General features: G+C 71.6%; 6 protein-coding genes. All 6 read left to right on the top strand.

The genetic code is table 11. The features are described 5' to 3' along the window. A partial coding sequence (locus AC3ET4_RS30095) for an IPT/TIG domain-containing protein (protein WP_431955024.1) occupies positions 1-671 on the top strand: 671 nt, incomplete at its 5' end. Between the two features lie 139 nt (positions 672-810). After that, positions 811-1317: an Ig-like domain-containing protein gene (locus tag AC3ET4_RS30090; protein WP_431955022.1), complete on the top strand. Its 507-nt coding sequence runs from the start codon at positions 811-813 to the stop codon at positions 1315-1317. 81 nt (positions 1318-1398) lie between these two features. Further along, on the top strand, positions 1399-1791 hold the full coding sequence (locus tag AC3ET4_RS30085) for a helix-turn-helix domain-containing protein (RefSeq protein ID WP_431955020.1): 393 nt from the start codon (positions 1399-1401) through the stop codon (positions 1789-1791). Between the two features lie 104 nt (positions 1792-1895). Beyond that, the gene (locus AC3ET4_RS30080; protein ID WP_431955018.1) at positions 1896-2306 is read left to right on the top strand and encodes a VOC family protein; all 411 of its coding nucleotides are present in this window, start codon (positions 1896-1898) and stop codon (positions 2304-2306) included. A gap of 609 nt (positions 2307-2915) precedes the next feature. Further along, positions 2916-4340 carry a cytochrome P450 family protein gene (locus AC3ET4_RS30075; RefSeq protein WP_431955016.1) on the top strand — a complete coding sequence of 475 codons (1425 nt, stop codon included), beginning with the start codon at positions 2916-2918 and terminating at the stop codon, positions 4338-4340. Between the two features lie 434 nt (positions 4341-4774). After that, positions 4775-6121 (top strand): cytochrome P450 (locus tag AC3ET4_RS30070; RefSeq protein ID WP_431955014.1); only part of this gene is annotated, 1347 nt, incomplete at its 3' end.

The raw sequence follows: 6121 nt of genomic DNA, 5'->3' as shown, positions 1-6121 counted from the left end.
GCGGCGCGACGGCGGTGCTGTTCGGCGGCACACCGGCGACCTCGTTCATCGTCGACTCACCCACACAGATCACCGCGGTCGCCCCCGCCGGCGCCGGAACCGTCCCGGTCACCGTCACCACACCCGGCGGCACCAGCAACGCCGTCACCTTCTTCTACGTGGGCGCACCCGTCCTCACCTCGATCGTGCCCAGCCAGGGCGCGACCACCGGCGGCACCACGGTCGTCCTCACCGGCACCAACCTCAGCGGCGCGACAGCCGTCAACTTCGGTGCCACACCGGCGACCTCGTTTATCGTCGACTCACCCACACAAATCACCGCGGTCGCCCCCGCCGGCGCCGGAACCGTCCCCGTCACCGTCACCACACCCGGCGGCACCAGCAACCCCGTCAGCTACACCTACGTGGCGGCACCCGTCCTCACCTCCCTGGCCCCCACCGAGGGACCGAGCGGCTCGGTGTCCACCGTCACCCTCACCGGCACGGGACTGACCACCACGACGGCAGTGCTCTTCGGCGCCACGCCGGCGGCGTTCACCGTGTTGTCCGACACCACCATCGCCGCGTCCGCCCCGGTGGGCGCCCCAGGCCCGGTGGCCGTCTCCGTGACCACACTCGGCGGCACGAGCAACTCGCTCACGTACACCCGTATCGCGCCTCCCGAGATCTAGACGCGCTGGCCGGGGGACCGCAGGTCCCGGGGCGGGGCGGTCGCCCGCTCCAAGTGCGGGGCCTGACAGACCGACGTAACGTGACGCTCCAAAGCCAACTGCGGGATTCCCACCCACAGTCGAACAAGGAGCCTATTTCGTGAAACGTTGGGATACGCGGAAGACATGGCAGGCGGGTGCTCTCGCGGCGATAGCAGCGGTTGTAGGTCTCGCCACGCCGGCGATGGCGGCCGATCCGTCCACGACGACGCTCCAGGTGTCACCCCCGACCGCCGCCGCCGGGGCACCCGTTCTGCTGACCGCCACGGTGGTCTGCCCGGGTGACCCCAGCGGCGGCCTCGGCATGACGTTCTTCGACGGTGGCGTCATCCTGGCGACCGTGCCCGTCGCGGCCAACGGGCAGGCCACCCATGTGGCCACCTTCGCGACCGCCGGCACACACACCATCACGGCCGCGTACAACGGGAACGCCAACTGCTTCGCCTCGAACACCACGGCGACGGTCGCGATCACGGCGGGCCCGTACTGCCCCTGGGGACCCGACCCGTGCAAGGACGATCGCCCCGGCTACCCGAACTGCCCCTCGTCGCTCTCGCCTCTGGTGGTCCAGCAGCCCTCCGCCTCGCCCGACCAGTGCCGCTGGTGAACTCGGCGTGCACGCCGCGGACCACAAGGCCTCCGACGCCCCCGACCGGGGCGTCGGAGGCCTTGTGGTCTCATGGGCGGTGTGAACCGCGCCACCGAAGAGACCAACCGCCGGATGCTCCGAGCACGGGACGCCATGGACCGCGGGTACGCACAGCCGCTGGACGTGCCGGCACTCGCGCGCATCGCCCATGTGTCGCAGGCGCACTTCACGCGCACCTTCCGGGCGACCTTCGGTGAGACCCCGCACCGCTATCTGCAGCGCCGCCGCGTGGAGCGGGCGATGTTCCTGCTGCGGGAGGGCGACCTCAGCGTGACGGACATCTGCTTCGAGGTGGGCTTCGGCAGCCCGGGGACCTTCAGCCGCACCTTCCGGGACATCGTGGGCACCTCCCCGCGGGCCTACCGCAGGCAGGCCGCGGCGGCGGCCGTGCCGACGTGCTTCGTGAAGGCGTGGACACGGCCGCGCGCCTGACCACAGGTCGACCGGGCCGCCAGGCCGAACGGCTACGCCCGGGCGCTGGAAGCCGAGCAGTTTCGGATAAGTTTTGGCACCGCCCCGCCGGTAGCGTGATGCCCATGTTCAACGCCATCACGCACTCGCAGATCTACGTCCTCGACCAGGACGAGGCCCTCGACTTCTATGTCGGCAAGCTCGGACTGGAGGTGAACCAGGACGTCGACTTCGGTTTCATGCGCTGGCTCACGGTAAGTGTCCCCGGTCACCCCGAGCGCCAGATCCTGCTGGAGAAGCCGGGCCCGCCGGCGCTGTCCGAGGAGATCGCCCAGCAGGTCCGCGACCTGGTCACCAAGGGCGGCGCGGGCGGTCACCTGATCTTCAGCACCGACGACTGCCGCAAGACGTACGAGACCCTGCGGGACCTCGGCGTGGAGTTCACCGACGAGCCGACCGAGCGCCCGTACGGCATCGACTGCGGCCTGCGCGACCCCTTCGGCAACAGCATCCGCTTCACCCAGTTGAAGGCCTGAGCCGCGGCCGCGAGGCGCCCCGCGCCACCTCCCCGGGCCGCTCCGAGCACGCCGGGCGCCCACCGCCGACCGGGCGGCGCCGAGAACTGCGAGGCGCCGCCCGGCGAGGTGACGCCGACCGCGCGGGCACGGCCGGGCAGGGCCGACGCAGGGTTGGGGGCCGACGCAGGGTTGGGGGCCGACAGCTGCCGGCGGCGTCCGCGCGGGCGCGGCCCGTCCCAGGGGGTGGTGGGGCGCACGGTGGCGTCACGGTGGGGCGCGATGCGATGAACGCGCCACGCCGACCGTCGGACCACCCCGGCCTGTGCCCCATGCCTCGGCCTGCCCCGCGCCCGTGGTATCGCGCCGCCGCACGCCGTCACGACGTGCGCGGCCGGTGCCTCCCCTCTTCCCAAGAGGTCCTCGGCAGCCACCGCTCACAGCGCGCGCGATCAGGGCGCCCCGCGCGCCGCCCGTTGTGTGGATATGCTGCCAACTTGCAATTCGGCTACGGGACTTGGGGGGACCCGCGGCTACTGCCCGCCCATGGGAGGAGCGGTCACGGCGGGTCGCCGACGCCGTGCCCCGCTCCCCCGCTCGCTTCGGTACTCATCGTGACCCGGAGGCCTCGTGACCACCTCTCCGCCCGAACACCCCCAGCCCGCCCCCACCGCCGTACCGCCGCCGGGGTGCCCAGCTCACGGTCTGTACGCCGAGGGGCTGCAGCAGCTGCACGCGCCCAAGGCCGTGGCGAACACCGAGCAGCTGTACGCCGACCTACGCGAGAAGTACGGGGCCGTGGCGCCCGTGGAGATCCCCGGCGGGGTCCGGGCGTGGCTGGTGCTGGGACACCGGGAGAACCTGGAGGTGATGCGGACCCCCTCGCGGTTCTCGGCCGACTCCCGGCTGTGGCGGGACAGCAGGCTGCTCACCCCCGAGCACCCGCTGGCACCGCTGATCGCCTGGCAGCCGCTGGTGAACTTCTCGGAGGGGGAGGACCAGCGCCGCCTGCGGGGAGCAGTCAACGCCAGTCTCGCCGAGTTCAACAACATCGGGGTCCGCCGCAGGATCCAGCACATCGCCAACACGCTGATCGACGGCTTCTGCCGGGACGGACACGCCGACCTGGTCGCGCAGTACGCGCAGCAGGTCCCGATGCTCACGATGATGCGGCTGCTCGGTGTTCCCGAGGAGACCGCCCCCGCGCTGATCGCGGCCTGCCAGGACCTCATCGCCGGCACCGACACCGCGGCGGTGAGCAACCAGTTCGTCATGCGGGTCCTGCAGGACCTGGTCGCCGCCCGCAAGGCCGGTCCCGAGAACGACCTGCCCAGTTTCCTGATCCAGCACGATGCGCGCCTGAACGACACCGAAGTCGCCGAACACCTCCGGCACACCCTGGTGGCGGCGCACACCACCACCAGCGTGCTGCTCGCGGACACGATCGAGATCTACCTCACGGACGTCAAGACGCGCGCCAGCCTGAACGGCAGTACACAGACGCTGGAGGAGTCCGTCGACCACATCCTGTGGGTCCGGCCGCCGCTGGCCGTCCTGCCGGCCCGTTACGCCACCGGCCCGACCAAGCTGGGTGAGCAGACGATCGAGGAAGGCGACATGGTCCTGATGGGCCTGGCGGCCGGGAACGCCGACCCGCAGGTCCGTCCCGACCTCAAGGCGCCCATGCACGGCAACCGCTCGCACCTGGCGTTCAGCGGCGGCGGGCACGAGTGCCCGGGGCAGAACATCGGCCGGGCCATCGTCGAGACCGCGTGCGACGTCCTGCTGACCCGGCTGCCCGACCTGCACGTCTCGGGCGAGACGCAGCGGGTCTTCACCTGGATGGCCCACCCGCTCATCACGCTACCGGTGGAGTTCACCCGCAAGGCTCCCGAAGCACCGGTCACCACGACACATGCACGGGTGGCGCAGCAGGTGACGTCCGCGCTCCCGCAGGCCGTCCCGCAGCCCCTGCCCTCGGCAGCGGCCGCCGCGACGATCCCCGCGGCGGCCCCGGCCCGCAGGCCCTGGTGGCGGAGCCTGGTCGGCCGGTAGCCACGGTCCCCTCCCCTCCGACGTCCCGTCGAACGTCCCGTCCCCGCCCGCCCCGTGCGCGGGCCCGGGACGGGACGTTCGGGCTTCCGCGTCGCCCGGCGCGAGCGGTGGGTCCGGCTCGCGCGGCCCGCCGGGATCTCGGCCGCGGCGCGAAATCGTCGGCACCGTGGCTCATACGGCACTCTTGACGTGATCATCATCGGCGGGACGATTGTTCCCGTCATATGCGCCGCTCGCGCCGCTCTCCGGGCCGCGAACGGTGCCCATGCGAACAGCCGAGGTGATCGAGTGTGGTGCCCAACCGCCGCCGGTCCGCCGTCCTCGGCTTCGCCACCCCGCCAACTGCCTCCAGCGGGCCCCTCCGCATGCCCGCACAACGCAGCCCCGCCCCGTCCGCCACTCCTCCGCACCGCATCACGACGAAAGGATGTCCCATGTCTGTGGGATCGAAGTCCATCCCGCGGGCCCCGGGACGGCTCCCGCTGCTCGGGCACGCCGTACCGCTGGCGCGCTCGCCACTGAGGTTCGTCTCCTCCCTGCGTGACGCGGGCGACCTGGTGCGCGTCGACATCGGGACCATGCCGGTCTACTTCGTCAACTCCTTCGGCCTCGCCCACGACGTCATGGTGGGCAAATCGGCCAGCTTCGAGAAGGGCAGGTTCTTCGACCGGTTGCGCAGCCTGGTCGGCAACGGCCTGGCGACCGCCGACGCCCACACCCACCGGCGCCACCGGCGTCTGATGCAGCCGATGTTCCACCGCGAACGCATCGCCGGATACGGCCGGCTCATGGCCGAACAAGCCCGACGGATCACCGACACCTGGCAGCCGGGCGCGACGCTGGCGGTGGAGGAGGTGATGGGCACGCTGGTCGTCTCCACCGTGGCGGCGTCGATGTTCTCCAGTGACATCGGAGCGCAGGCCCGTGACTGCGTTCGGCGCAACGTGCCGGTCATCATCGAGAACATCCTGCTGCGCACCGTCTCACCGAAGCTGCTCGACCACGTGCCGATCCCGGCCAACCGGCGCTTCGACGCCGCGACCCGCGAACTCCACGACGTGCTGGACAGGGTCATAGCCGACGCCCGCGCCGCGGGCAGTGCCTACGCGCCGGATACTCCGGACGTGCTCTCGACCCTGCTGGACGCCCGTGACGCCGACACCGGGCAGCCGCTGAGCGACGCGGAGGTGCGCGACGAGCTGGGCACGATCCTGTTCGCGGGCACCGAAGCCACAGCCAGCACCCTGGCCTGGTTCTTCCACGAGATAGCCCGTCGTCCCGACATCGAGGCGCGCCTGGTCGCCGAGATCGAACAGGTCGTCGGGAACGGTCCGGTCTCCTTCGAGCACGTGCGGCAACTGCCGCTGATGCAGCGGGTCCTGGACGAGACGGTCCGCCTGCACGGCGTGACCCTCCTGATGCGCCGTGCGATCAAGCCCGTGGAGCTCGGCGGCTACGACCTCGCACCCGGCACCGAGGTCGCGTTCAGCCTCTACGCCCTGCACAGGGACCCGCGGGCCTACCCCGACCCGGAGCGCTTCGACCCCGACCGGTGGCTGCCGGAGAACTCCGGCGACCGGCCGCGCACCGTCTTCCTCCCGTTCGGCGCGGGCAACCGCAAGTGCATCGGCGACGCCTTCGCCTGGACCGCGATCATCATCGCACTCGCCACGATCCTGCCCCGCTGGAAGCTCCGCCACGTTCCGGGCACGTCGCCGAAGGAGGCCGTCTCCGCGGTCCCCCACCCCGACCACCTGCCCATGACTGTGATGCGGCGGGAA

It is taken from the genome of Actinacidiphila sp. bgisy167, assembly GCF_057707665.1.
The sequence above is the reverse complement of the archived record's forward strand: the minus strand, read 5'-3'. Positions and strand labels throughout refer to the sequence as shown.